Genomic DNA, 25385 nt, shown 5'->3' with positions numbered 1-25385 from the left:
CATTGAGGATCCACGCCGATAGCTTCCGTGACAGCCCGGGAGCATCGCGAAGGAGACCTCACATGTCCATCACCGCCCAGCCCGGGGACCGCCTCGTCTACGGCCTGCGCCGGCCCACCCTGGACGACGCCCGGGAGAGCCTGCGCCGCAGCGTCGCCGATCCCGCGGCGGCCTGGCAGGAGTTGCTGACGCAGACCGGCCTGACCGGTGCCGAGACCGATGCCGGCTCGGTCGCGTCGATGGCGCGGGCGATGGTCGGCAGCGGCGGATTCATCGGCCTGTGCGGCAACGCCCTGTCGATCCGGATCACCGCCTACACCGCCCTGGGCGCCGTCGAGGAGCTGTTCGCCGCCGCGTGAGCCGTCCCGCGCTGTGACCCTGCTGAGAACCGATTCGCTCGCGGGCCCCCGCATGCCAAGGTGGACGGGTGCGCTTGCTGGTGGTGGAGGACGAGGCGCGGCTCGCGACCGCGCTGCGACGCGGCCTGCAGGCCGAGGGTTTCGCCGTGGACGTCGCCGCGGACGGCGCGGACGGCCTGGAGATGGCCCGGCACGGTGAGTACGACGCGATGATCCTCGACGTGATGCTGCCCCGCCTCTCCGGCTACCGCGTGGTGCGGCAGCTGCGGGCGGAGCAGAAGTGGCTGCCGGTGCTCATGCTCTCGGCCAAGGACGGCGAGTACGACCAGGCCGACGGGCTCGACTGCGGCGCCGACGACTACCTGACCAAGCCCTTCTCGTACGTGGTGCTGCTGGCCCGGTTGCGCGCCCTGCTGCGCCGGGGCACCCCGCAACGCCCTGCCGTGCTGCGTCACGGCGACGTCGAGCTCGACCCCGCGCAGCGCAAGGTGACCGTCGGGGGTGCCGAGGTGGTGCTGACCGCCCGCGAGTTCGCCCTGCTGGAGTATCTGATCCGCCGCCCGGGCGAGGTGGTCTCGAAGACCGAGCTGCTGGACCACGTCTGGGACGCCGCGCTGGACACCGCGGCGAACGCCGTCGAGGTGTACGTCGGCTACCTGCGCCGCAAGATCGGCCGGGACCGCCTCGAGACGGTCCGGGGCGCGGGCTACCGGCTCGCCGGGGGCTGAGCGTGACGAGGCTGCGCCGGTTGAGCCTGCGGGCGCGGCTGCTGCTCGTGTCCGTCGTCGTCCTTGCCGTCGGGCTGGCCGGCGGCGGGGTCGTGCTCGTCGCCACGATGAACTTCGCGCTGCAGCGCACCGCCAACACCGAGGCCCTCCAGACCGCCCGCGCGGTGGCCGGGCTGGTCGACACCGGGTCGCTCTCCGACCCGGTGCCGGCTGCTCCGGCCGTACGGGTGCAGGTCGTCAACGCCACCGGCCAGGTCCTCTCGGTCTCGGCCGGGACCGACCGGCTGGTGCCGATCCTCTACGAGCGCGAGCGGAAGTCCCTGCCCGACGGCGAGGGCATGTTCATCCCCGGCTCCCGGATCGGCTTCGCGGGGCGGGCGCGGGTGGTGGCCCTGGCGGCGGGGCCCTCGGATGCCCGGGTCACGGTGCTCGTCGCCCGGTCGACCGACGACCTGATCCAGAGCGTGCACCTGCTGCGCACGACGCTGCTGGTCACGTTCCCGCCGCTGGTGGCCCTGCTCGCCCTGGTGGCGTGGCGGGTCGTCGGTGCGGCGCTGCGCCCGGTCGAGGCGCTGCGGGCGGGCGCGGAGGAGATCACCGGCGGGGCGCGGCCCGGCATGCTCCCGATTCCCGATTCGCGCGACGAGATCCACCGGCTCGCCATTACGCTCAACGACATGCTGCACCGCCTCGACGCCGCGCGGGCGCGGCAGCGGGCGTTCGTCGCCGACGCGGCCCACGAGCTGCGCAGCCCGCTCACCAACATGCGCACCGAGCTGGAGGTGGCGCAGCGGCTGCCGGACACCACCGACTGGCCTGACCTGGCCGGTGACCTGCTGACCGATGTGCACCGGCTGAGCCGCCTCGTCGACGACCTGTTGCTGCTGGCCCGCGCGGACGACGAGACGACCCGCCCGGCCCGCCCGGCGACCGAGGAGGTCGAGCTGGGCCAGCTGCTCGCCGAGGTGGCGGGACGCTACCCGGACGTGGTCTACGAGCGTCCGGCCGTGCCGCTGCGGGTGTCCGGCGAGCGGGACGCGCTGGGCCGGGTGGTGGCCAACCTGCTGGACAACGCCGTACGGCACGCCCGCTCCTCGGTGCGCCTGGAGGTCGTGGCGGACGGCGCGTACCAGAGGATCGCGGTCGTCGACGACGGCCCGGGCATCCCGGCCACCGACCGTGAGCGGGTCTTCGACCGCTTCACCCGGCTCGACGACGCCCGCGCGCGCGACGCCGGCGGTTCCGGCCTGGGCCTGGCCATCGTCCGGGAGCTGGTACGCCGCCACCACGGCACGGTGACCCTGCGCGGCGCCACCCCGCCACCGGGCCTGCACGCCGAGGTGCGCCTGCCCGCGGCCTGAGCCGCGAGATCCGCCGGAACTATCCCGCCGCGGGCACCGACCAACGACCGTGCCCGGCAGCCGCCCGGAGCAGATCGAGCTGGAAGGCCTGAAATGTCCCTGTTGAAGCGTTCGGCCGTGGTCGGCAGTGTCGTCGCCGCGCTGACCCTCGCCCTCGCGGTGCCGGCCGCCGCGCACGTGACTGTGAACCCGAACACCGCCGTCCAGGGCGGCTACACGAAGGTCACGTTCCGGGTGCCGAACGAGACCGACACCGCGAGCACCACGAAGGTGGAGGTCAGCCTGCCGTCCGACGCGCCGTTCGCATCGGTGTCGCTCAAGCCGGTGGCCGGGTGGACCATGACCGCCGAGAAGGGGAAGCTGGCCCAGCCGATCCAGGCGCACGGCTCGCCGATCACCGAGGCGGTCAACAAGATCACGTGGACCGCCACCGGCGACGCGGCGATCAAGCCGGGCCAGTTCCAGGAGTTCGACGTCTCCCTCGGGCCGCTGCCGAAGGTCGACCAGGTGGTGTTCAAGGCCCTGCAGACGTATTCCGACGGCACGATCGTGCGGTGGATCGACGAGCCCACCACGGACGGCACCGAGCCGGAGAAGCCCGCGCCGGTGCTGAAGCTCACCGCCGCGGCCGCCGCGACCGGCGGCCCCACCGTGACGAGTGCCGCCGTGGACGATGCCAAGGGTGACGGGAACGGCACCTGGGCCGGCGTGGTCGGCATCGTGCTGGGCCTCGCCGGCCTCGTGCTCGGCCTGCTCGCCTACCGGCGTGCCAACGCCACAAACCCGGGCGGTGCGGCTTCGGGCGGTGCGGCGAAGTCCGCGGTCGCGGCTGAGTGACCGACGCCTGACAGGTGACCGGACGGGCGTCGGCTGCGGCGTCCGTCCGGCTTGATCAGCTGGTGGCCGGCGGGTCGTATTTCGGCTCGTAGAGCGTGATGTCGCCGGCGCCCGGGACCTTGAGCTGGATGGCCAGCCCCCAGCCCTGGTCGCGGACCTCGCCCTCGAAGGTGGCGCCCTTCGCGGTCAGCTCGGCCACCGTGGCGCCGAGGTCGTCGCACATCAGCGAGACGTCGAACCGCTGATCGGTCGAGCCGGAGCGTCCTTCGTGCTCCCACGCACTGGGGTGCAGGGCCAGCTCGCTGGGCCCGGTCTTGAAGATCAGCCAGCCGCCGCCCGTGTCCGTGCCGGGGAAGCCGAGCACGTCACGGAAGAACGCCCGGGCGGCGTCGGGATCATGGGCGTAGACGAGGGTGTGCACCGCGGTGATCACGCCGGTCATCGTATCCGCTTTCCGGCGCTCAGGCGGCCCCTGTGTACGCCGCGTACGTGCGGTCGGCGGCGGCCCGGGCCTGCTCCGGCTCCTCGCCGGCCATCACCGCGAGCTGCGCCCAGGCGTCGACGCTGAGCCGCATGAACTCTTTGCCCTCCGGCGACATCATCCAGGCCGGGCCGTCCTCGGGGCGGATCGCCGTGGCCGGGTCGGCGAGGTGGTTGGCCAGCCCCAGCATCCCCAGGTCCCAGCCCAGGCCGGTGGCCGAGGGGCCGAAGCGGTCCCAGAACTCCGCGGCGACGTGCGCGACGTGCTCCAGCTCGAACCGCGTGCGCCCGTCGCCCTCCGCGGTCAGGCGGACCTCGATCCAGCTCACCTCGCCGTTGTACTCCCACGTGGCGGCGAATCCGTGCGGGCGCTCGCACCGGCTGATGGTGCCGTTCGCATTGCCCTCGAGCTGGTAGTTGCCGCCCTCGCGCAGGTCGCCGGTGACCGGCATGAACCAGCGGGGGATCCGTTCGGGGCTGGTCACCGCCTCCCACAGGTCCTCGGCGTCCGTGTCGTAGACCTGGCTCATCGTGGTCACCTTCGCCTCGCCGGCCTCGAGGCGCCGGTCGCCCAGCGTCCGGCGCACGTCGCTGATCTGCTGCTTCACCTGGATCATGGGGTCGCTCCCGGATCGTCGTCGCGGCCGGCGAGGCGCCGCTGCCGCTTGCCGCGGGCCACCTCGGTGGCCAGCGCGTCGAAGTGCGGCGTCCAGAACCGCCGGAACCGGCCCAGCCAGGCGTCGGCCTCGCGCAGGGCGGTGTCGTCCACCGCGTACAGCCGCCGGGCGCCGTCCGGGCGCACGGTCGCGAAGCCGTTGTCGCGCAGCACCCGCAGGTGCTGGGAGACGGCGGGCTGGGAGATTCCGAACTCGGCCCGGATCACCCCGGTCACCGCCCCGGAGGATTGCTCGCCGTCGGCGAGCAGCTCCAGGATGCGGCGGCGCACGGGGTCACCGAGCACGTCGAACGCATGCACGATGCCAAGTTATCAACTGCGGCTTATATTAGCCAGGCCTGAATCACCCGTACGCCGGGGAGAAAGTTGGAAAACTCGGCACATGCGACTCGCCGGCCTCCTGCTCTGCGGCCTGCTCCTCGGGGGATGCGACGACGCGACACCGCAGGCGGCGCCCTCAGCGCTGCCCCGGGCGTCCCTCGGCGGCACGTGGAGCATGCCGTCCTCGCCGGCTCCGGCTCCGGCGCCGTCCCGATCCGCACCGCCCCTGCGGCTGCCGGTCGTCACCGTCCCGGTGCTCACCGGCGGCTGGGAGGTGACGGTCTACTACACCGCCGTCGAGGCGTACCACTCCGGGGCGGCCGAGACCGTCACCGGGTGCCCGCGGATCGATTGCGCGCACGGTGATCAGGATCTGGGGGCCTACAAGGCCGACTTCGTCGCGGCGGTACGGGAGGAGGGCGCCGGGCGTACGGCCGACGGCACGTATCTGAACTGGTCCCACGACGTCGGCTTCTGGCTCGACACCCGGCCGCGGGACACCGGCGGGCGGGCGCTGCGCCCGTTCATCTCCGCTGCCGCCGACCCCGGCGTGCTGCCCAGGGGTACGCAGTTCCGGATCACCGACTGCGGCGACGCGGACGACGGCGGCCGACCCGCGGCGAGGGTCTGCACGGCCCTGCGCGACGCCCGGTGGACGGTGACGGACGAGTTCACGCCCGGGCTCGGCGGCAGCAAGCACATCGACGCGTACATCGGCGAGGAGACCGGGCCGGACTTCACGTCGTCGCCGTGGTACCTCACGCTGCGCGGCGCGACGCTGCGACGCGGGTGAGGTCAGGACGCGTACCGCTGGCGGGCCTTCTCGCGGGCCTTGGCGGCCTCGATCTCCCGGTCGCGCGGCGGCGCCGCGGTCACCAGCTCCTCGAGCAGCTCGCTCGTCGCGGCGGCCACGGCGGCGACGGCCTTGTCGAAGGCGGCCTGGTTGCGCTGGGAGGGCTTCGTCGAGCCGGCGACCTTGCGGACGTACTGCAGGGCGGCCGCCTGCACCTCGTCGGAGGTGGCCGGCGGCTCGAAGTTGTGCAGCTGACGGATGTTTCGGCACATGGGCCGAGCGTAGCGCCGCCGGGTAGGTTTCCTCAGTGACCGCCGACCTCGAGGAGCGCGCGGCCGGCGCGCCGGCCGCCGACCGCCCCCGCCGCCGCTGGGTGGTGCCGCTGCTCGTGCTGGTGCTGCTGGGCCAGATGGCGGCCGTCATGGTCACCACCGCCGTGCAGCAGACCCCGACCATCGACGAGCCCGTGTACGTCGGCACCGCGGTCACGTACCTCGAGCAGCGCACCGTGCGGTACAACCCCGAGCACCCGCCGCTGGGCAAGCAGTTCATGGCGCTCGGGCTGGCCTTCGCCTCGCCCCGCCTCGATCCCGCGTTCCGGGGCGACCAGACCGCGCTGGGCCGGCACGTGCTGTACGGGGCCGGCAACGACCCGTACGAGCTCATGTTCCTGGCCCGGCTCCCGATCATCATCCTGACGCTGCTGTTCGGGCTGGTCGTGTTCGCCTTCGCGCGCGACCTCACCGGCGCCGCGGGGGGAGTGCTCGCGCTGACCCTCTACGCCTTCTCTCCCGACGTCATCACGCACGGCTCGCTGGCGACGCTGGACGTACCCGCGATCGGTTTCCTGCTGACCGCGGTCTGGCTCACCTGGCGGGCGCGCGACCGCGACCGGCCGCTGCTCTACCTGCCGCTCGCCGGTGTCGCGCTGGGCGCTGCCATCGCCACCCGGATGAGCGCGCTGCCCGCGGTGCCGGTCGTGCTCCTGCTGGCCCTGCTCGCGACGTCCGCGTGGCAGCGGGGGGTGCCGGTGCGGGAGCGGCTGCGCGGGCTGGCCGTCGTGGCCGGGGTGGGCGTCGCCGCGGTGCTGGTCGTGTGGCTCAGCTACCTGGCCGTCGACCCCGGGCTGCGGTGGACCGCGCCGAGCGGTACGCCCGTCGTGCACGGCGTACGCGGCCTGCTCACCGCCTGGCTGCCGCTGCCGGAGTCGTACCGCGACGGCATGCGCATCCAGTTCGGCTTCGAGGACTCGACCTTCAGCGGGTTCCTGTTCGGCCGCCACTACCAGGGCTCGCTCTGGTACTACCTGCCCGCCGCCCTGCTGGTGAAGACGCCCCTCGGGATGCTCGTGCTGTGGCTTGCCGGGGCCGTGGCGATGCTCACGCTGCCCCGTCTGCGCGCCGCGGTCCCCTACCTGCTGGTGCCGCCGGCGTTGCTGCTGGCGGTAGCGATGACCGGCGCCCGCGACTTCGGCACCCGGTACGCCATCTTCATGCCGATATTCCTGGCCGTGGCGGCGGCGGCCGTGGTGGCGGTCCGGTGGCGGTGGGCGCACGTCACCGCGGCCGTGCTGGTGGCCTTCGTGGCGGTCAGCTCGGTGCGCACGTTCCCGTACTACCTGCCGTACTCGAACGAGGCCTTCGGCGGTCCTGCCCGTACCCACCTGCGGCTGCACGACTCGAACGCCGACTGGGGGCAGGACCTGGGCCGGCTCGCCGACCGGCTGCGCGAGGAGTATCCCGGCGAGCCGGTGTGGCTGGTCTACAAGGGCGCCGGGGTGCCGGACGCGTACGGGATCCACGCCCGCGACCCGCTGCGGGTGCCGGCGGACGAGGTGCACGGCCTGCTCGTGGTCTCGGACAGCTCGATCGCGAAGGCGACCGGCCGGCTGGCGGCGCTGCTGGGCACCAGCGGTCAGCCGATCGACGAGGTCGGCCACTCGATCAGCATCTACCGCCGCCCGTGAGCCGGGGCGGGGGGTTGGCGCATGATCGCCCGGGTAATTCACCGGCATGAGTGGTGAACGATCCGGCGATCGGACGGAACGCGCGTCGGACCTCATGCAGCTCAACGCCATGGCGCTGGAGGAGACCGAGCTGAGCCTGCACGAGGACGCCGACGGGCGCGGCGACCCGGCGGCGGCGGAACGGTTGCACCGCCTCGCCGATTCGATGACCGACACGGCGCGCGACATCGCGGACCGGGCGCGGAACCTGGCCGATCCCGTTCCGGAGCGGGAACGACGCTGAGCCGGCTCAGCCCGCGGTGAGCTGCGCTCGCAGCTTGGCCAGGGCACGGGCGATGAGCCGGGACACGTGCATCTGCGAGACGCCGATCTGCCCGGCGATGTCCGACTGGGTGAGGTTGCCGAAGAATCGCAGCGACAGGATGGTCCGCTCGCGCTCGTCGAGGGTGGCCATCGCGGGCCCCAGCGCCACCCGCAGCTCGGCCAGCTCCATGTCGTGGTCGGTCTCGCCGAGCAGGTCGCCCAGCGACGTCGCGCCGTCCTCGGTGACCGGCGTCGACAGGCTCTTCGCGCTGTAGGCCCGGGCGCCCTCGAGTCCCTCCAGCACCTCCTCCTCGGTGGTCTTCAAGTGGGCCGCGATGTCTGCGACCGTGGGCGAGCGGCCCAGCGAATGCGTGAGGGCGTTGCTCGCCTCCGTGATCGCCATCCGCAGCTCCTGCAGGCGCCGCGGCACCCGGACCGACCAGGTGCGGTCGCGGAAGTGCCGGCGGATCTCGCCGAGGATCGTGGGGATCGCGAACCCGGCGAACTCGACGCCCCGGTCCGGGTCGAACCGGTCGATCGCCTTGATGAGCCCCACCGTGGCCGTCTGGAGCAGGTCGTCGTCCGGTTCGCCGCGGCCGGTGTAGCGGTGGGCCAGGTGCTGGGCGAGGGGGAGCCAGGCCCGCACGGCCTCGTCCCGCAAAGCGGCCCGGCGTGGCCCGGTGGGGGCCGCGACCATCCGCTGCAACACCTCTCCGCCGTTCCGTGGCACCCGCGTGGTCATGGTCGTCATTACGCATTCCTTTCGCCGACGCGCACGGTGTCTACCCGCCTCCTGCCACTCTAAACGACGCAGAAACCGACGCAACTCGCGCCGGGCATGAATCTTCGGCCGCCGGGTACGCGCGCTGCATGACCGTGAGCGCCAGCGTCACCTTCGTGGGCAACGCGACGACCGTGCTGCGGCTCGGGGACTTCACCCTGCTGACCGATCCCGCGTTCGGGCCGGCGGGCAGCCGGGTGTACCTGGGCAAGGGCATGTGGACCAGGCGGCTGGTGGACCCGGCGCTGGAGGTGGTCGACGCCGGGGCGCTCGACGCCGTCCTCCTCTCGCACCTGCACGGCGACCACTTCGACCGCTTCGCGCGCCGCGACCTGCCGCCCGAGATCCCGATCGTCACGACCGTCCAGGCGCAGCGCAGGCTGCGACGCTTCCGCTTCACCGCCGCGCACGGCCTGCCCACCTGGGACAGCACCCAGTGGGAGCGCGGCACGCAGCGGCTGCGGATCACCGCGGTGCCCGGCAGGCACGGGCCGGGGCTCGTCGACCGGCTGCTGCCGGACGTGATGGGCTCGGTGGCCGAGCTGGAGGTCGACGGGAGCTGTCGGCTGCGCCTCTACATCACCGGCGACACGCTCTACGGCCCGCACCTCAGCGAGATCCCGCGGCGGTGCGGTGAGATCGACGCGATGCTCATCCACCTGGGCGGCACCCGGGTGCTGGGCATGCTGCTCACCATGGACGACCGGCAGGGGGTGGCGACCACCCGCCTGATCAAGCCGGGGCTCACCGTTCCCATCCACAACGACGACTACAAGGTCCAGAAGACGCCGCTGGCCACGTACCTGAAGCGGGCGGGGGAGGAGGGCCTGCCCGGCATCCGGCCGGTCACTCGCGGCGAGACCTTGGAGATACCCGTACGCGTCTGACGCGGCTCCGGGTGTCTGCCCTCGTTCGCCCGCGATCGGGGAGCGGGCGCACCCGACCCGCACCGGGACTCATTGCCTCCCGCTGGGCCGGGCAGTTGAATCGGACCGTGGTCACCCGTACCGTTCTCGCCGCCGGCACCGCTCTCACCGCGGCGCTCGCCACCACCTTCTTCGCCCTGCACGCCGACGCCGCCGCCACGCCGTATGCGGAAGCCGCGATCGCGCCGCCGCCGGCGAACGCGACGTTCGACTACCAGATCGGCGCCGCGTACGACCCGCCCGCCGGCGTGACGGTGGTGAGCCGCGACCGCGAGGCGCCGGTCGCATCCGGCCTCTACACGATCTGCTACGTCAACGCCTACCAGACCCAGCCGGGCGAGGCCGCCTGGTGGCAGAGCGAGCACGACGACCTGCTGCTGCGCGACGGCGAGGGAAGCTATGTCGTCGACGGCGAATGGGACGAGATCCTGCTGGACATCTCCACCCCGGACAAGCGCGAGGCGATCGCGGGCATCGTCGGCGGCTGGATCGACGGCTGCGCCCGGGACGGCTTCCAGGCGGTCGAACCGGACAACATCGACTCGTACGACCGCTCGGACGGCCTGCTCAGCGTTGACGACTCGGTCGCATACCTCGAGATGCTCGTCCCGTCCGCCCACCGCGCCGGGCTGGCCATCGGCCAGAAGAACACCACCGAGCTGGGTACCCGGGGCCGGGACCTCGGCCTCGACTTCGCGATCGCCGAGGACTGCGGTCGCTGGAACGAGTGCACCGGCTACACCGACGTGTACGGCGGCCACGTCATCGACGTCGAGTACACCGACGCGGGCTTCCGGAAGGCGTGCCGGGCGGTCGGGGCAGGCGCGTCGGTCGTCCGGCGCGACCTGAAGGTGACCGCGCCGGGCAGCGCCACGTACCGGTACGACGCCTGCTGACGGCTATCGCACCAATGCTGCCAGCCGGTGTACCGCGGGGTTGGTGGTGTCGCGGGGGTAGGCCAGCGCGATGTCCACCGTGGGCGTCGGTGCGGCGAACCGGCGCAGGCGCACGCCGGGCACCTTGAGGGCCCGCGCCCGGCCCGCCGGCACAGCCGCGATGGCCGCGCCCTCGGCCACTGCACGCAGCAGTTGCTCGTCGTCGGGTTCGTGCCGGACCAGGTGGAACCCGCCGTCGGGCCACACCTGGGCGATCGTGCGGTCGTACATGCCCGCGGCGTTCTCCCGCGGCCACATCACGGCCGGCTCGCCCAGGATGTCGGCGCGGTGGATGCGCCTGTGCGTGGCGAGGCGGTGCTTCTCCGGTACGGCCAGAAGCAGCTCCTCGCTGTCGACGTGCCGGCAGACGAGCGAGGGTTCGTCGATCGGCGGCCGGACGAACGCGGCGTCGAAGCGGCCGGATAGCAGACCCGCCACGTTGGGCGCCGTCCAGGCGGTCTCCGGCACCACCTCGACCAGCGGGTGCAGCACCCGGAAGCGGGCCACGAGCGCGTCGACCCGCCCGCCGCGGGCCGACCGGGTGTACGCGAGCCGCAGACGTCCGTCCCGTCCGCCGACCGCCGCCCGGATCCGTGCGGCCGCGCCGTCCACCTCGGCCAGCGCCCGCCCGGCCTCGGCGGCGACCAGGCGGCCCACCTCGGTGAGGGTGCAGCCGCGGGCGTCCCGGCGTACCAGTTCCGTGCCGAGCTGCCGCTCGAGCGCGCGGATCTGCTGGCTGAGTGCGGGCTGTGTCAGGTGCAGCCGCGCCGCGGCCCGGGTGAAATGCAGCTCCTCGGCCAGCACCCGGAACGATCGCAGCCGGTCCAGCTCGGCCCCGGTCATTCTTGCGTCCCCCATGCGCCGAGCGTAGGCGGGACCGGGCGGCCGTGGCATAGGCGCTTCTTATCGCCGCTGCGGCAACGGCTATTGGCCACCGCTACGGCCCGGTCGCCACGATGCGGGCATGACGAATGTGACTGTCCTCGGCGGAGGGATCATCGGGCTGACCGCCGCCGTACGCCTGCAGGAGCGCGGCGCCCGGGTGACGGTGGTGGCCGACCGGCACGCCCTCGACACCGTGTCGGCGGTCGCTGCGGCGGTCTGGTACCCGACGCACACCGACGGCGGCGAACGGGTGCTGCGCTGGGCCACGCGGACCCGGGCGGAGCTGCTGGCCCAGGCCCGGGCACGGGTTCCGGGGGTGCTGCTGCGCGACACCCGGATGCTGCTGCGGACCCCGATCGGCGAGCCGCCGTGGTGGGCGCCCGGGGACGCGTCGCTGACCAGCGCGCCCGAGCCGTACGCGCAGCAGCTGAGGTTCGCCGCGCCGCTGGCCGAGATGGACGTCTACCTGCCGTGGCTCCAGCACCGGATCGTGGCGGCGGGCGGCCGGTTCGTGCACCGGCGGGTGACCCGGCCGGAGGATCTCCTGGCGGAGACCCCGGTGGTGGTCCATGCGACAGGTCTGGCGGCGGCCGATCCCGCGATGGTTCCGGTACGCGGTCAGATCGTGCTCGTGCCCAATCCGGGCCTGCGCGAGTCGGTACGCGACGAGGACAGCCCCGCCGGCATCACGTATGTCCACCCGCGCCGGCACGACGTCGTGCTGGGCGGCACTTTCGAGGAGGGCCGCGCCGACCTGACCCCCGACGCCGCGTCCCGGGCCGCCATCGTGCGCCGATGCACCGCCCTGGTGCCGGAGCTGGCCGGAACGCCGGTGTACGGCGACCGCATCGGTATCCGGCCGGCGCGGCGCGGTGGTCCCCGGGTGGCGGCCGAGGAGGTGGCGGGGGGACGGGTCGTGCACGCGTACGGCCACGGGGGAGCGGGCGTGACCCTGTCGTGGGGGTGCGCCGACGAGGTCGCGGACCTGGCCCTCGCCTGATCCGGGCCCTTGGACAGTGGCGATCGCCACAATCCGATACGGAACCGTTCCGTATTGCAGACCGGCGTCCTAGGGTCGGTTCGTGATACGGAACAGTTCCGTATCGTAATTCTCGGATTCTCGGGGGACCACCACATGGACGTTCCGCAAACGGGACACCCGCGGCGCTGGGCCATTCTCGGCGTGCTCGTCATCAGCCTGCTCGTGGTCGTGCTGGACAACACCGTCCTCAACGTCGCCCTGCGCACCATCGCCGACCCCCAGGCCGGCCTCGGCGCCAGCCAGGGGCAGCTCGAATGGGCGATCAACTCGTACACCCTCGTCTTCGCCGGCCTGCTCTTCACCGCCGGCATCCTCGCCGACCGGCTCGGCCGGCGGATCACCCTCACCATCGGGCTGGGGCTCTTCGGCGTGGCGTCGCTGCTGTCGGCGTACGCGCAGTCGGCCGACCAGCTCATCTGGGCCCGCGCCCTCATGGGCCTGGGCGCCGCCGCCGTCATGCCGGCCACCCTGTCGATCATCGCCAACGTCTTCGAGCCGCACGAGCGCGGCCGGGCGATCGGCGTCTGGGCCGGCGCGGTCGGCATCGGCGTCGCCATCGGCCCCATCGTGGGCGGCGTGCTGCTCGAGCACTTCTGGTGGGGCTCTGTCTTCTTCATCAACGTACCCGTGGTCATCGCCGGGATCGTCCTGGTCAGTGTCCTGGTCCCGGAGTCGCGCGACCCCCGGCCCGGCCGCATCGACCTGGTCGGCGTGCTGCTGTCGATCCTGGGCCTGACCCTGCTGACGTACGGCGTCATCGAGGGCGGCGAGAACGGCTTCGGCCAGCCCGGGTCCTGGGGCGCGCTGGCCGGCGCGGCCGTGGTGCTCGCGCTCTTCGTCGCCTACGAGCGCCGCATCCCGTTCCCGTCGCTGGACGTCCGGCTGTTCACCAACCGGCAGTTCGCCGCCTCGACCGGCATGATCGGCCTGGTCTTCTTCGCAGCCATGGGCTCGATGTTCTTCAGCGCCTTCTACCTGCAGCTCGTCCGCGGGTACGGCCCCCTCGCCTCGGGCGTGCTCTTCGTCCCGTTCGCGGTCGGCCAGATGGTGTTCGCCCCCCGCAGCGCCGCCATGGTCAAGCGCTTCGGCCCCAAGGCGGTCAGCACGGTGGGCCTGCTGCTCGTCGCGGTGAGCCTGGCCGGCTGGCTGGTCATCGGCGCCACCACGCCGATCTGGATCGTCGGCGCCCTGTTCTTCATCATGGGCGTGGGCATGGCCAACGTCATGCCCCCGGCCACGGAGTCGATCATGGCCGCGCTGCCCCGGGAGAAGGCCGGTGTCGGGTCGGCCGTCAGCAACACCGTCCGCCAGGTCGGCGGCGCGCTCGGCGTCGCGGCGCTCGGAGCCGTCCTCTCCTCGTCCTACCGCGACGACATGGCCGGCGCCACGGCCGCGCTGCCTGCCGCCGCCCGGGACGCGGCGAGCGAGTCCGTCTCCGGTGCGTACGGCGTCGCGACCCAGGCCGGGCCCGCGGGGCCGGCGCTGATCCAGAGCGCCAACGACGCGTACATCTCCGCCATGCACTACGCGTCCATCGGCACCACCGTGTTCGCGCTCCTCGGGGCCCTGGTCGCGGTGATCTGGCTGCCCGGCAAGCGGCCCGCGCAGGCGCCCGCGGCGACGACCGCGGAGGGTCTCGCCGAGGAACAGGGCGTGGAACTGGTCGAGGCGTGACGGCCGCCGTAGCCGGAAAGTGAAGGCTCGGTAACAATGGAGCGCATGACGACGGTCAGCGTTGACGCGGGGACCGACCAGGGCCGCAAGGCTCCTGGCCGGCCCCGCGATGCCCGGGCCGCGGAGGCCATCCTCGACGCCGTGACGGCGCTGCTCGGCGAGGGGCAGAGCGCCGACGCGCTCTCCATCGAGGCGGTGGCGGCCCGGGCGGGCGTGGGCAAGGCGACGATCTACCGCCGCTGGCCCAACAAGGAGGCCCTGCTCATCGACGCGGTGGCCCGGATGAAGGGCCCGCTGCCGGTCCCGGCCGGCGAGTCGGTCCGCGACGACCTGATCATGCTGGTCGCGCAAACCCGCAACAAGCGCATGGAGCAGTACGGCAAAGTGACCGCCTGCCTCGTGCCGGAGATGGTGAAGAGCCCGGAGATGCACGCCGTCTACCAGGCCATCATCGAGCCCCGCCGCGACGTCATGCGCCAGGTGCTGCGGCGCGGCGTCGAGACCGGGGAGCTGCGCGCCGACCTCGACGTCGAGCTCACCCTGCTGATGCTCACCGGCCCGACAATCGCGCAGAACATGCTCAACTGGAACCCCGGAATCCCGATCGAGGGGTACGCCGAAGCGCTCGTCGACGCCGTCCTCCGAGGCGCGGCCGCCTGACCGTAGCCTTTCGGTCACCTCTAGTTATGGCCCAGTACGTGGATGACTATCTATGTTGATGGTCATGAATCTCCGAGCCCGCGCGGGCCTCAGCACCGCCGCTGCCGCCACCGTCGCCCTCGTCCTCGCCGCCCCGGCACCCGCCTCCGCCGCCCCGGCACCCCCCGCCGCCGCGGTGCAGGTGCGCACCCAGGCCCTGCCCCCGTACCAGACCTGGATCGCCGACGTCACCGCCGTCGCCGGGCAGGCCGCCGGCTACCTCGACGACGTCCTGCCGAACCCGTCGCTGAAACCCGCCGTCGTGTTCGACATCGACAACACCGCGCTGCAGACGACGTACCGTCCGGGCCTGACCTCTCCGGCGACCCCACCGATCCTGGACATCGCCCGCCAGGCCGACGCCGACGGCGCGGCGATCTTCTTATCACCGCCCGCCCGGAGATCCTCGGCTGGCAGACCGAGCTGAACCTGCAGTCCGTCGGCTACCCGATCGAGCGCGTGTACCTGCGGCCCTGGTTCAACACCCAGCCTGACGCGGAACTGAAGGCCGACGCCCGCAAGGCGATCGAGGCGCAGGGCTACCGCATCGTGGCCAACATCGGCAACAGCCCCAGCGACCTCTCCGGCGGCCACGCCGACCGCACCTTCAAGCTCCCCGACTACGACGGCCAGCTGGTCTAGGCGCGCCGGAACGGCCCTCGCAGGGCGGCCCACTGCAGCAGCATGACCGTCTTCGCGTCGGCGATACGGCCGTCGTAAGTCATGTCGAGCGCCTCGTCGAACGGCAGCTCCACCACACCGATGTCCTCGCCCTCGTGGGCCAGCCCACCGCCGGAGGCCGTCCGAGCCTCCGGCGTGTAGGGCGCGGCGTAGAAATGCAGCCGCTCGGTGACGGAACCCGGGCTCATGAAGACGTCGAAAACGTGTTCCATCTCGCCGACGGTCACGCCGAGCTCCTCACCCGCCTCGCGCCGGATCGCCGTCTCGGGATCGTCGTCGTCGAGCAGCCCGGCGGCCGTCTCCAGCAGCATGCCGTCGGGATGACCGTTGACGTACACCGGATACCGGAACTGCCGGGCGAGCAGCACCGTCCGCCGCCCGGAGTCGTACAGCAGGATCGTGGCGCCGTTGCCCCGGTCGTAGGTCTCCCGCTGCTCGGTGGTCCAGCTCCCGTCGGAATGCCGGTAGTCGAACGTGGTCCGCCGCAGCACGTGCCAGCCGCTGGCCAGCAACTCCACGTCCGTGACCACGACATCCGGGTTGCCGCTCAGATCCCGTCCCGCCCGGTCCAGGCCGGTGCGGCCACGATGGTCGGGAACGTCGACGCCGGGCACCGGCAAGATCGTCGAATCCATGCCCGAACGCTATCGCGGTAACACGCCCCGCCCACCCCCCATCGATGCGCTGGAGCACCCGGCCTGCCCTCTTCGATGTGCTAGAGCACCTCGTCGTCGAGGTCGGCCAGCAGGGTGTCGCCGCTCGCCAGGAGGTCCAGCCACGGGCCGATCCGCGGCAGCTCGTGGTCGAAGAAATATCTCGCCGCCAGCCGCTTGCCGTCGTAGAAGGCGCCCTCCTTGCCCGCCGCCGCGATCGCCTGTTCCAGCCACATCCATGCGATGACGATGTGCCCCGCCGCGTCGAGGTAGGCGGTCGCGTTCGCCAGGGCCTTGTCCGGGTCGCCGGACGCCCAGAGCCGGCGGGTGACCTCGGCCAGCCGGGCGCAGGCCGCCTCGAGCGCTCCGGCCATGCCCGAGAGCTCCGGTGGCGCCCCCGCGATCGTCGTGCCGATCGTGCGGAGCAGGAGTGCCAGGCCCGCGCCGCCGTTCATGGTGACCTTGCGGCCGAGCAGGTCCAGCGCCTGGATGCCGTCGGTGCCCTCGTGGATGGGGTTGAGGCGGTTGTCGCGGTAGAACTGCTCGACCGGGTACTCGCGGGTGTAGCCGTACCCGCCGTGGACCTGGATCGCGTAGTCGTCGGCCTTGAGGCACCACTGCGACGGCCACGCCTTGACGATCGGGGTCAGCACGTCCAGGAGCTGCGGGGCGTCCGGGGAGTCGTCGTCGAGGAGCTTGGCCGCGTACAGGATGAGGGCCATGCCCCCCTCGACGTAGGTCTTGGAAGCCAGCAGCATCCGGCGCACGTCAGGGTGCCGGATGATCGGCACCGGCGGCGCCGACGGATTCCGGTCCGCCGCCGGGCGGCCCTGCTGGCGTTCCCTCGCGTACGCCAGCGCATGCAGATACCCGGTGTAACCCAACGCGACCGCGCCCGCCCCGACCCCGATCCGCGCCTCGTTCATCATGTGGAACATGTACGTGAGGCCGCTTCCGTCCTCACCCACGAGATAGCCGACCGCGCCGGGCGCACCCAGTGGTGTGTGCGTGCCGTCGCCGAACGACAGCACCGCGTTCGTGGTGCCGCGGAAGCCCATCTTGTGGTTGAGCCCGGCAAGCACGACGTCGTTGCGTTCGGCGGGAGCGCCGTCCGGACCCAGCAGGTGCTTGGGAACGATGAACAGCGACAGCCCCTTGACGCCGGCCGGCGCGCCCGCGACCCGCGCCAGCACCAGGTGCACGATCGTCTCGCTCAGCTCGTGGTCGCCGGCGGAGATCCACATCTTGCTGCCGGTCAGCCGGTAGACGCCGTCGCCGACGGGCACGGCCCGGGTGGTCACGTCGGCCAGCGACGAACCCGCCTGCGGCTCCGACAAGCACATCGTGCCGGTGAACCGGCCCTCGATCATCGGTCGCGCGAAGGCTTTGACATGCTCCTCCTTCGCGTACGCGAGGAGCAGGTTGACGTTGCCCATGGTGAGCATCGGGTACGCCGACGTGGCAATGTTCGCGGCCTGGAACCAGGCGAAGCAGGCGCGCAACACGACCTGCGGCAGCTGCAGACCGCCGACTTCCTCGTCCAGCGCCCCGGCGAGCAGCCCGGTGTCGCTGAACGCCTTGAGCGCGGCCTTGACCTCGGGGATGACGGTGACCCGCTCGCCGTCGAAGGTCGGCTCGTGCAGGTCGTTCTCGCGGTTGTGGTTCGCGAACTCCCGCTCCGCGATCCGCGCGGAGACCTCGAGGAACGCGTCGAAGGTCTCGCGCGAGTGCTCGGTGAACCGGGGGAGCTCGGTCAGCGTCTCCACATCGAGCCACTCGTAGAGGAGGAACTCGAGATCACGCTGCGACAGGATGCGGGACATCAGCCGAGCCTAACGGCTGTGAGCTGGGCGAGGAGTGTGGCAAATTCCTCAGCCGGCATGCAGGGTATGCCCAGTTCCTCGGCCTTCGTGGCCTTCGAACCCGCCCCGTCGCCCACCACCACGAGGTCGGTGCGTTTCGACACCGAGCCGGACGACTTGCCGCCGAGGCGTTCGACGGCCTCGTTGCCCTCGGTGCGGCTGAGGCCGGGAACCGAGCCGGTCACCACCACGGTCATCGGGCTGCCATCCTCCCTCTGAAGGGGCAAGCGGGGAGCTTCCAGAGCCTCCGCAGACCCCGGCGCGGCGGGACGGGTGGGAAGCTCCGGCTCGCTCATGGTGAGGCCGCGGGCGGTCAGCTTCGCGATCACCGGGGCGAGCTCGGCCAGCTCCGCCGCGATCGTGGCGGCTCGCTCCGGGCCGACGCCGTCGACCCGCTGAAGGTCGTCGACCGTGGCCGCCTGCAACGCCGGCATGGTGCCGAAGTGGCGGGCCAGGCGGCGTGACATCGATCGGCCGGTCATCCGTACGCCCAGGCCGGTCAGGACCCGGGACAGCGGCTGGGTCTTCGACCCCTGGATGGTCGCGACGAGTTTCGCCGCCGACGTCCGGCCGAGACGTTCCAATTGGGCCAGGGACTCGGCGTCAAGGTCGTACAGGTCGGCGGGATCGGTGACCAGGCCGGCCCGGACCAGCCCCGCGATGACCTTGTCGCCGAGGCCCTCGATGTCCATGGAGTCGCGAGCCGCGAAGTAGGCCAGTGACTCCTCCGCCCCGCAGGCCCGCCCGCGCACGCAGCGCCAGCGTTTCTGCGAACGATCGATCTCACCGCCGCAGCGCGGACAGACCTGCGGCGGCATGAATGCGGTGGCGCCGTCCGGCCGCGCGTCGAGCAGAGCCCCGGTGATCTCAGGAATGACGTCTCCGGCGCGGCGGACGAAGACCGCGTCGCCCACCCGCACGTCCCGGCGGACCAGGTCGTCGAAGTTGTGCAGGGTCGCCGACGTGACCACGACGCCGCCCACCTGCACGGGCTCCAGCACCGCCACCGGCGTGATCACGCCGGTGCGGCCGACCTGCACCTCGATGCCGACCAGCCTGCTCGTGCGGGTATCGGCGGGAAACTTGTACGCGACGGCCCAGCGCGGCGCACGGCTGGAGAAACCGGCCCGGTCGCGGTCGGCGGGGTCGTCGGCCTTGACCACGGCGCCGTCGATGTCGAACCCCAGACTGCCCCGGGCAGCGCCGAGAGACTCGATCGCGGCCAGTACGTCGTCGATCGTGGCGCACAGGGGCATTCCGGCCGGCGGGCTGGAGGTGGTGGTGGCTTCCGGGTCCGTGGTGGCGGCGGTCGGGGTGGTGGTGGCAGTGACCCCCGGCTCGGTGATGGCGGCCATTGGGCCGGCGGTGGTGGCTACCCCCAGGTCTGCGATGGCGGCCATGGCGGCGGAGTGGAACAGGCCCTCGCCACCGGGCAGGTCGTGCACCGCATAGGCGAAGAAGGACAGCGGCGCATCGTAGGCGCGATCCTGGGCGCGTAATGTGCCTGCCGCCGCGCTGCGCGGGTTGGCGAACGCGGTGCCGCCGTGGCCGGTCCTCAGCTCGTTGGCCCGTTCGAAGTCGGCGTCGGTCATGAACACCTCACCGCGGACCTCCACGGTGACGGGCCGGGCGAGCTCGGCGGGCAGGCCCGCGACGAGCCGGGCGTTGACCGTCACGTCCTCGCCGGCCCGCCCGTCGCCGCGGGTCGCCACCTGGCTGAGCCGGCCGTCGACGTACCGGGCGGCGACGGCCATCCCGTCGATCTTGGGCTCCACCGTGTAGCCGTTCGCCGGCCGCCCGAGAACACGTTCGAGCCGGGCGGCCCATGACGCCAGCTCGTCACCGTCGAAGACGTTGTCGAGGCTGAGCATCGGCGTGCTGTGCTCGACGTCGCCTCCGGCTATCCCGGCGGCGACCGTGGTGGTCGGCGAGTCGCTCGCTGCCCAGCCCGGCTGTGCACTCTCGGTGGCCGCGACGCGGGCGAGGAGAGCGTCATAGGCCGCGTCGTCCATGACGAGGTCGGCGCCGGCGTAGTACGCCTCGGCAGCGGAGCGGATCCGGCCGATGGCACCCGCATACTCGTCGCGGGTGGCATACGGCTCGGCGTGGGCGGCGTCGACGACCGGCGCGACCTCGTGAACGGCGGACATGTGACACCTTCCCCTCGTGACACTCAGTTCTTACCGGAGGGGTCCGACAGATTGCGGGTTTTGATCTCGACGCCCGCGGTCCGGAGCCGGTCGACCAGAGCGTCGCCGATCGCGGTGGCGGGCGTCAGCACCCCGCCCTCCGACGGCGGCAGGGAGTCCCGGTCGGCGGCGAGGGCCAGGGCTGCCTCGCCGAGCATCAACGCCGTGGCTGCGTACCCGGGATCGCCCTTGGCCCGGAAGCGGGCCGTGTAGCGCGCCCCGGTGGTGGTCCGGGTGTAGAGGTCCATCGTGAAATGCCCCTCGCGGCGGGCGCGCTCGCTCGGTCCCTCACCGGGCTTGGGCAGGATGCGGTCGAGCACGAACCGGGTCGGCGGCAGCGAGAGACCGACGACGAGCGCCGCCAGACCGACTTTCGTGCCGGCCGCGATCAGCGGGGACAGCGGCGAGGAGCCGACGCTCATGGCTTCGCGGTAACGGAAGCTCCGCCCGTACGCGAAATGTCGCAACGCGTTGCTCCGCCGCACGATCCGGGTGTTGTAGGAGGCCATCACGAACGGGGCGAGGCTGCCCCGCAGGGCGGGATCGACGTCGGTGCCGCGCAGTGAGACGTGATCCTCCTGGCGGCCGACGTCGGGCTCGGCGGCCCGGTCGGGGCTGAGCGAGTACGGGCTCGCGGCGATCCGCCTCAGATCACGATCCTTGCGCACGACGTCCAGCTGATGGCGCATCGAGTCGATGGTGCCGCCGCTGAACCCGCCCCGCAGGCTCGTGACGACGAGCGTGGTCTCGCCCAGCTCGCCGGCGCCGTCGGCGGTCACCTGCTTGTGCAGGACGTGCACGCCGAGGTCGGACGGGATGGAGTCGAAGCCGCACGAGTGCACGATCCGGGCGCCGGTCGAGCGGGCCAGCTCGTGGTTCTCGTCGATGCTGTGCCGCACGAAGAGCACTTCGCCGGTCAGGTCGGCGTAGTCCGTGCCCGCGGCGGCGCAGGCATGGGCGAGGGCACGGCCGTACTTCGCGTACGGTCCGACGGTGGTGACCACGACGCGAGTGGAAGCGGCCATGGCAGCCAGCGCGTCGGTGTCGTTCGCGTCGGCGACGATGAGCGGCCAGTCGACACCGAGCCGGTGTTGCAGGGAGGCGAGCCGCTCGCCGGACCGGCCGGCGAGCGCGATGCGGATGCCGGCAGGGGAGTGACCGGCCAGATACTCCGCGACGAGCGCGCCGACAAACCCCGTGGCGCCGTAGACGACGATGTCATGATCCCTCATGCCGGTCGATTGTGCGGCATTCGCTGGTTGCTCGCCGAGCGGCGGTGAGGGTGCCATCAGGAACGGACCGTCAATCTCGCCACCGGAAACTTGCGACCGGTCTTCTTCTCGTATTCGGGGGCGTCGGGCCAGTAATCGCGCCAGATGCCGTAGAGGTGCTCCCACTCCGGCTCTCCGGGCCGCACCACGGCATGGTCGGCCCGCACGGTGTCAGCGCCCAGCTCGATGGTCACCGGCCCGTTCATCGCTTCGAGGTTGGCCACCCACTGCGGATCTTCCGGCGCACCGCCGAGGCTGCCGCAGACCACGTAGGCGTCGCCGTCCGGGGCCGCGACGAGGGGATTCACGCGTGCCTTGCCGGAGCGGCGGCCGGTCGTGTGCAGCAGCACCAGCGTCTTCCCCTCCCAGTGGCCGCCGAGTACGCCGTGCTGGCGGCGGAACGTCTCGATCACCGTGTCGTTGAACGACGCCATTGCAGTTCGACCTCGCTTCACCTTGGGATGTCGTGGAACGGAATCTACTCGGGACGGTCGGCGATAATCCTTCGAAGTCGTAACCAGTTAGCCTGCGACCGTTGGCATCGCCTGCCCACCTGGGCGGTGACCACCGAACTGGGTCAAGAGCGGTGCCCGCGCCTCATCGGCGTGGATCCCAGGCGAAGGCCCTCACCGCGGCCGGCGCCACCAGCACGCTGAGTGCGATGACCGCGAGGATCGCCGCAAGCACGCCCGGGCCCCCGTCCCACGCCGCCCGGGCAAGCTGCGTAATCGGCACACCGGGTACGGCGAGCATCGCCCACGAGACCTCGGCCGGTGGCGTACGGACGGCCCACAGGCCCCCGCCGAAGAACCCGAGAGCGATCGGTGAGGTGGTGAGCTGGGCCAGCTCGGGGCTGGGCGTCACCACCGCCGTCGCGACCGCCAAGACACTCCCGGCCGCCGTCCCGGCGACGGCGGCTGCCGCCATCAGCCACGGCTGGGCCGGTCGGTGACCCGCCGCGACCAGCACCCCGAGGAGGACGGCCGCCTGAACGAGGGTCAGCACTGCCAGAGGCAGCAGCACCGCGCCGAGGATCTCCGCGTCACGGGCACCCGACATGCGCAGCCGCTTGAGCACGAATTGCTGACGGCGGGCGGCAAGGGTGGTGGTGCCCCCCGCGTACGCCGTGAAGGCGACAAGAGTCACCAGCAGCAACCCGGCCGCGCCGCCCCACCCCGCCCGACCGCTGTCCTGCTCGGCCCACACGATCAGCAAACCGACCGCGGCCGGCAGCAATCCCGCCATGACGATGGCGAAGGGGCTGCGCGCCAGAAGGCGGAACTCCGCGCTCGCCAGGGCCCTCATCGGACGACCTCCTCGACGCGGTCGGCGTGCGGAGAAGCTTCTTCGAGCAGGTGAGTCGAGAGCAGGACTGACGTGCCTTTGCGGCGCCGATGCCGCAGCAGGTCCCACACCAGAACACGCGATTCGGGGTCGAGGCCGGTCGTCGGCTCGTCCAGCACGAGCAGATCCGGCTCTCCGATGAGTGCGACCGCCAGGTCCAGCCGTCGCCGTTCACCGCCGGAGAGCTGCCGCACCCTGATGCGCTCCCGATGCTCCAGGTTCAGCTCCGCTACCGGATCGTGGTCGCCGACGGGTCGCCGGTGCAGGCGGCGCCACATCCCTACGGTCTCGGCGACGGTGAGGTCCGGCGCACATCCGCTTTCTTGAAACACCGCTCCGACGGCGTGTGCGAGGCGGCGGCGCTCCCGGTAGGGGTCCCGCCCGAGCAGACACACCGTGCCCGAGGCGGGCCGGCGCAACCCGAGCACCACCTCGAGCAGCGTTGTCTTCCCCGCGCCGTTGGCTCCTGCGAGCGCCACGATCTCGCCGCGTCTCACATCGAGGTCCACGTCCTGCAGGGCCTCGTATGGCCCGTAGGAGAAACCCACTCTGCGGCAGGTCAGCGTCGTTGTCATGGGTTCGAGTCTCGGGCCTTTCCAGGCCCTGCAGGTAGTGGCGAAACTCAGCATCCTTGATGACAGATGTCATCTCGGCAAACGGCAGCGCAAGCAGCATCATGGTGGCGTGAACGCACCTCCCGATGGTCTTCCGCTGCTGCGCCGCCTGACATGGTGGACGCTCCTCGGTTGCCTGATCGCGATCGAGCTCATCCTGGTCGCGGAAGTAGGAAATCTGCCGTCGGGAGCCGCGGCGACGTCGATCGTCGCCTCCACGGTGGCTCTCACGGTGGCGGCCGTCCTCTTCGCCCGCGCCGTGCCGCATACCGTCCTGGCCGTAGGCGCACTCGCGGCGGCCGTGGTGGTCGTCGTAGCCCGGGCGAACGACACGGGCGGCTTTCCCTGGGTGCTTCCCTTGGCTTGCGTCACCGCCGCGGCCTGGGCGACGTGGCCTCCACCCGTCGTGCCGGTCGCGGGCTGCAGCCTCGCCTTCCTGGCCGCCCTGGTCGGATCGCGCGGTGCCGTGACGGAGGCATTGGTCGACGCGGCCATCACCGCGCTGGGCGCCGCCGGGCTGTACGCACAGATCTGGGTCCTGCACGTGGCCGAACGCCTCGAGCAGGCCCGCAAGCTGGAACGTGCCGCCGCGGTGGCGGAGGAACGACTGCGGTTCGCGGCGGACCTGCACGACATCCAAGGCCACAGCCTGCACGCGATCGCGCTCAAGAGTGAACTCGCCGGACACCTCGTCACCGGCGACCCGGCCGGCGCCGCCGCTGAGATACGCGACATCCAGGCGTTGGCGCTGCGGGCATTGGAGGAAACCGGCGACGTGGTGAACGGCTACCGCAAGGTCGCCCTGGACCGGGAGATAGTCAATGCAGCCCGGCTGCTGCGCTCGGCCGGGATCGAGGTCTCCGTCTCCGAGCTGCCGGACGTTCCCGAGCCCGCCAAGGGCCTGTTCGGTCTTGTGGTCAGGGAGTGCACCACGAACGTCCTCCGTCACAGCTCGGCGAAACGCTGCGAGATCAAGGTGTCAGCCGCCGACGGCTTCACCGAACTGCTCTTCACCAACGATCGGCCACTCGGTCCGGAGCCCGGCCCGGCGGGTGGCCTGGCCGGCCTTGCCGACAGGCTCGACGCCGCGGGCGGCAAGGTTGACTATTCCGGTACGGCCGAGAGCTTCCTCGTTCGTGCCACTGTCCCGGTGACCGCATGATCCGCCTCGTGCTCGCGGACGACGAGGACCTCATCCGCGGCGCTCTCGCGGCGCTGCTCGGCCTCGAGCCCGACCTGGAGGTCGTCGGCGAAGCCTCCGACAGCCAGGCGGTGGTGAGCGTGGCAATGCAGGAGCGTCCCGACATCGCCGTCCTCGACCTCGAGATGCCACCAGGCGACGGCCTGGCGGCCGCGATCGAGATCCGTACCCGGCTCGCCATCCCCATCGTGCTGGTCACGCGGCATGCTCGCCCGGCCATCCTGCGCCGGGCTCTCGAGGCGGGCGTCGCCGGGTTCGTGCCGAAGACCACGCCGGCCGCCCGGCTCGCGGAGATCATCCGTACGGTGCACGGCGGCCGCCGCTACGTCGACGCACAGATCGCGGCGAGCGCCATGGCCGAGAACCCCTGCCCGCTCACGGACCGGGAGCTGGAGGTCTTACGCATCGCCCGCACGGGGGCGACGGTGGCGGCGATCGCCGCGAGCATCCATCTGGCGCCGGGAACGGTGCGCAACTACCTCTCGCATGCCATGACGAAACTGAACGCGGCGACCCGCCACGCCGCCGCGCACCATGCCTGGGAGGAGGGGTGGATCTGAGCGGCCGGAGGAGGGGTGGATCTGAGCGACTGGAGGAGGGGCGGAACTGAGTGTTGGTGAGGAGGCGGGAGGTGACTGCCTGGAAGGAGGGGGGATCTGAATGCCCGCGGGAGGGGCGGAGGCGAGCGCCTGGGAGGAAGGGATGGATCTGATGGTGTCGTGAGCCGGCGGGTTGGACGGAGCGGCCTGTCGCTCGTCCGAAGCCGGAGTGTGCATCGGATGGGCGAGAGGGGGGTGGGGAATA

The 25385-nt window shown here is 71.9% G+C and carries 29 protein-coding genes; 16 read left to right on the top strand and 13 right to left on the bottom strand.

Going from position 1 to position 25385, the window contains the following annotated elements; all coding sequences use genetic code 11:
• Positions 1-62 precede the first annotated feature (62 nt).
• The 4 genes from AB0368_RS03745 (at position 63) to AB0368_RS03730 (ending at position 3285) form a co-directional block, all read left to right on the top strand.
• Entirely contained in the window at positions 63-359 is a 297-nt protein-coding gene (locus tag AB0368_RS03745) for a hypothetical protein (RefSeq protein ID WP_366152210.1), read from the top strand.
• 68 nt (positions 360-427) lie between these two features.
• Positions 428-1087: a response regulator transcription factor gene (locus AB0368_RS03740; protein WP_366152209.1), complete on the top strand. Its 660-nt coding sequence runs from the start codon at positions 428-430 to the stop codon at positions 1085-1087.
• A 41-nt stretch (positions 1088-1128) separates the two neighbouring features.
• On the top strand, positions 1129-2448 hold the full coding sequence (locus AB0368_RS03735; protein ID WP_366152386.1) for an ATP-binding protein: 1320 nt from the start codon (positions 1129-1131) through the stop codon (positions 2446-2448).
• 93 nt (positions 2449-2541) lie between these two features.
• Positions 2542-3285, top strand: coding sequence for a YcnI family protein (locus AB0368_RS03730; RefSeq protein ID WP_366152208.1), 744 nt, complete (start codon positions 2542-2544; stop codon positions 3283-3285).
• Between the two features lie 55 nt (positions 3286-3340).
• Here AB0368_RS03730 and AB0368_RS03725 read toward each other — a convergent pair whose 3' ends face one another.
• Genes AB0368_RS03725 through AB0368_RS03715 form a run of 3 tightly spaced genes read right to left on the bottom strand, consistent with a single transcriptional unit; the run spans position 3341 to position 4741 of the window.
• Positions 3341-3727, bottom strand: coding sequence for a VOC family protein (locus AB0368_RS03725; protein WP_366152207.1), 387 nt, complete (start codon positions 3725-3727; stop codon positions 3341-3343).
• Between the two features lie 19 nt (positions 3728-3746).
• A complete protein-coding gene (locus AB0368_RS03720; protein ID WP_366152206.1) occupies positions 3747-4382 on the bottom strand; it encodes an SRPBCC family protein in 636 nt (211 codons plus the stop codon).
• Positions 4379-4741: a metalloregulator ArsR/SmtB family transcription factor gene (locus tag AB0368_RS03715; protein ID WP_366152205.1), complete on the bottom strand. Its 363-nt coding sequence runs from the start codon at positions 4739-4741 to the stop codon at positions 4379-4381. Before AB0368_RS03715 ends, AB0368_RS03720 begins: the two co-directional genes overlap by 4 nt.
• Positions 4742-4823: 82 nt before the next feature.
• Here AB0368_RS03715 and AB0368_RS03710 point away from each other — a divergent pair, with 82 nt between their 5' ends.
• Entirely contained in the window at positions 4824-5555 is a 732-nt protein-coding gene (locus AB0368_RS03710) for a hypothetical protein (protein WP_366152204.1), read from the top strand.
• 2 nt (positions 5556-5557) lie between these two features.
• Here the strand turns inward: AB0368_RS03710 and AB0368_RS03705 are convergent, their stop codons facing one another.
• Positions 5558-5827, bottom strand: a complete 270-nt coding sequence (locus AB0368_RS03705; protein WP_366152203.1) for a DUF2277 domain-containing protein — start codon at positions 5825-5827, stop codon at positions 5558-5560.
• Between the two features lie 35 nt (positions 5828-5862).
• Between AB0368_RS03705 and AB0368_RS03700 the strand changes: the two genes are divergently transcribed.
• Both AB0368_RS03700 and AB0368_RS03695 read left to right on the top strand, forming a co-directional pair.
• Entirely contained in the window at positions 5863-7521 is a 1659-nt protein-coding gene (locus tag AB0368_RS03700; protein WP_366152202.1) for a phospholipid carrier-dependent glycosyltransferase, read from the top strand.
• Between the two features lie 46 nt (positions 7522-7567).
• On the top strand, positions 7568-7804 hold the full coding sequence (locus AB0368_RS03695) for a hypothetical protein (protein ID WP_366152201.1): 237 nt from the start codon (positions 7568-7570) through the stop codon (positions 7802-7804).
• 6 nt (positions 7805-7810) lie between these two features.
• Here AB0368_RS03695 and AB0368_RS03690 read toward each other — a convergent pair whose 3' ends face one another.
• On the bottom strand, positions 7811-8521 hold the full coding sequence (locus AB0368_RS03690) for a SigB/SigF/SigG family RNA polymerase sigma factor (RefSeq protein WP_366152385.1): 711 nt from the start codon (positions 8519-8521) through the stop codon (positions 7811-7813).
• A 173-nt stretch (positions 8522-8694) separates the two neighbouring features.
• Here AB0368_RS03690 and AB0368_RS03685 point away from each other — a divergent pair, with 173 nt between their 5' ends.
• Both AB0368_RS03685 and AB0368_RS03680 read left to right on the top strand, forming a co-directional pair.
• Complete coding sequence (locus AB0368_RS03685; protein ID WP_366152200.1) at positions 8695-9492, top strand: MBL fold metallo-hydrolase; 798 nt, start codon at positions 8695-8697, stop codon at positions 9490-9492.
• A gap of 107 nt (positions 9493-9599) precedes the next feature.
• A complete protein-coding gene (locus AB0368_RS03680) occupies positions 9600-10427 on the top strand; it encodes an endo alpha-1,4 polygalactosaminidase (RefSeq protein WP_366152199.1) in 828 nt (275 codons plus the stop codon).
• A gap of 3 nt (positions 10428-10430) precedes the next feature.
• Here the strand turns inward: AB0368_RS03680 and AB0368_RS03675 are convergent, their stop codons facing one another.
• On the bottom strand, positions 10431-11324 hold the full coding sequence (locus AB0368_RS03675) for a LysR substrate-binding domain-containing protein (protein ID WP_366152198.1): 894 nt from the start codon (positions 11322-11324) through the stop codon (positions 10431-10433).
• Positions 11325-11430: 106 nt separating this feature from the next.
• Between AB0368_RS03675 and AB0368_RS03670 the strand changes: the two genes are divergently transcribed.
• The 5 genes from AB0368_RS03670 to AB0368_RS03650 all read left to right on the top strand — a co-directional run bounded on the left by AB0368_RS03670 (position 11431) and on the right by AB0368_RS03650 (position 15408).
• A complete protein-coding gene (locus AB0368_RS03670) occupies positions 11431-12351 on the top strand; it encodes an FAD-dependent oxidoreductase (RefSeq protein WP_366152197.1) in 921 nt (306 codons plus the stop codon).
• 135 nt (positions 12352-12486) lie between these two features.
• On the top strand, positions 12487-14067 hold the full coding sequence (locus tag AB0368_RS03665; RefSeq protein ID WP_366152196.1) for an MFS transporter: 1581 nt from the start codon (positions 12487-12489) through the stop codon (positions 14065-14067).
• Positions 14068-14112: 45 nt separating this feature from the next.
• Positions 14113-14727: a TetR/AcrR family transcriptional regulator gene (locus AB0368_RS03660; RefSeq protein WP_366152195.1), complete on the top strand. Its 615-nt coding sequence runs from the start codon at positions 14113-14115 to the stop codon at positions 14725-14727.
• A 64-nt stretch (positions 14728-14791) separates the two neighbouring features.
• Positions 14792-15193, top strand: coding sequence for a hypothetical protein (locus AB0368_RS03655; protein WP_366152391.1), 402 nt, complete (start codon positions 14792-14794; stop codon positions 15191-15193).
• Positions 15151-15408, top strand: coding sequence for an HAD family acid phosphatase (locus AB0368_RS03650; protein ID WP_366152384.1), 258 nt, complete (start codon positions 15151-15153; stop codon positions 15406-15408). The genes AB0368_RS03655 and AB0368_RS03650 overlap by 43 nt, the downstream gene beginning before the upstream one ends.
• On the opposite strand, the gene AB0368_RS03645 is transcribed toward AB0368_RS03650, so the two are convergent.
• The 7 genes from AB0368_RS03645 to AB0368_RS03615 all read right to left on the bottom strand — a co-directional run bounded on the left by AB0368_RS03645 (position 15405) and on the right by AB0368_RS03615 (position 23341).
• A complete protein-coding gene (locus tag AB0368_RS03645) occupies positions 15405-16082 on the bottom strand; it encodes an NUDIX domain-containing protein (protein WP_366152194.1) in 678 nt (225 codons plus the stop codon). The two genes, AB0368_RS03650 and AB0368_RS03645, sit on opposite strands and share 4 nt — an antisense overlap.
• 80 nt (positions 16083-16162) lie before the next feature.
• The gene (locus AB0368_RS03640; RefSeq protein WP_366152193.1) at positions 16163-17923 is read right to left on the bottom strand and encodes an acyl-CoA dehydrogenase; all 1761 of its coding nucleotides are present in this window, start codon (positions 17921-17923) and stop codon (positions 16163-16165) included.
• The gene (gene ligA / locus AB0368_RS03635) at positions 17923-20112 is read right to left on the bottom strand and encodes an NAD-dependent DNA ligase LigA (protein WP_366152192.1); all 2190 of its coding nucleotides are present in this window, start codon (positions 20110-20112) and stop codon (positions 17923-17925) included. The genes AB0368_RS03640 and ligA overlap by 1 nt, the downstream gene beginning before the upstream one ends.
• Positions 20113-20135: 23 nt before the next feature.
• Positions 20136-21383 carry a saccharopine dehydrogenase NADP-binding domain-containing protein gene (locus AB0368_RS03630; protein ID WP_366152191.1) on the bottom strand — a complete coding sequence of 416 codons (1248 nt, stop codon included), beginning with the start codon at positions 21381-21383 and terminating at the stop codon, positions 20136-20138.
• A 56-nt stretch (positions 21384-21439) separates the two neighbouring features.
• Positions 21440-21856 (bottom strand): nitroreductase/quinone reductase family protein, encoded by a 417-nt coding sequence (locus AB0368_RS03625; protein ID WP_366152190.1) that lies wholly within the window; start codon positions 21854-21856, stop codon positions 21440-21442.
• A gap of 163 nt (positions 21857-22019) precedes the next feature.
• A complete protein-coding gene (locus AB0368_RS03620; RefSeq protein ID WP_366152189.1) occupies positions 22020-22727 on the bottom strand; it encodes an ABC transporter permease in 708 nt (235 codons plus the stop codon).
• Entirely contained in the window at positions 22724-23341 is a 618-nt protein-coding gene (locus AB0368_RS03615) for an ABC transporter ATP-binding protein (protein ID WP_366152188.1), read from the bottom strand. Before AB0368_RS03615 ends, AB0368_RS03620 begins: the two co-directional genes overlap by 4 nt.
• Positions 23342-23450: 109 nt before the next feature.
• Between AB0368_RS03615 and AB0368_RS03610 the strand changes: the two genes are divergently transcribed.
• On the top strand, positions 23451-24542 hold the full coding sequence (locus AB0368_RS03610; RefSeq protein ID WP_366152187.1) for a histidine kinase: 1092 nt from the start codon (positions 23451-23453) through the stop codon (positions 24540-24542).
• Positions 24539-25141, top strand: coding sequence for a response regulator transcription factor (locus AB0368_RS03605; protein ID WP_366152186.1), 603 nt, complete (start codon positions 24539-24541; stop codon positions 25139-25141). The genes AB0368_RS03610 and AB0368_RS03605 overlap by 4 nt, the downstream gene beginning before the upstream one ends.
• Positions 25142-25385: the final 244 nt, after the last annotated feature.

The organism is Actinoplanes sp. NPDC051475, assembly GCF_040689425.1.
GTDB lineage: Bacteria > Actinomycetota > Actinomycetes > Mycobacteriales > Micromonosporaceae > Actinoplanes.
Note: the sequence above shows the minus strand (reverse complement) of the source record. Positions and strands in the feature narration are given on the sequence as shown.